Source organism: Paraburkholderia sp. SIMBA_054 (genome assembly GCF_046534875.1).
Lineage (GTDB): Bacteria > Pseudomonadota > Gammaproteobacteria > Burkholderiales > Burkholderiaceae > Paraburkholderia > Paraburkholderia hospita.
In genome coordinates this window covers 1-269 of the sequence record NZ_JAWRXV010000839.1, presented here as the reverse complement: position 1 = coordinate 269, position 269 = coordinate 1, and the positions used below count along the sequence as shown (strand labels likewise).

1 pseudogene is annotated in these 269 nt (G+C 60.6%); it reads left to right on the top strand.

Features of this window, described 5'->3' with window-relative positions:
• A pseudogene (locus SB822_RS57470) lies at positions 1–269 on the top strand (polyribonucleotide nucleotidyltransferase); the annotation flags it as partial.

The window sequence follows — 269 nt, the reverse complement described above, 5'->3', positions numbered from 1 at the left end:
GCGCTGATGGACGCCGGCGTGCCGATGAAGGCGCACGTCGCCGGCATCGCCATGGGCCTGATTCTCGAAGGCAACAAGTTTGCCGTGCTGACCGACATCCTCGGCGACGAAGATCACCTCGGCGACATGGACTTCAAGGTGGCGGGCACCGAACATGGCGTGACCGCACTGCAGATGGACATCAAGATCCAGGGCATCACGAAGGAAATCATGCAGGTCGCCCTCGCGCAAGCGAAGGAAGGCCGTATGCATATCCTGAGCAAGATGAC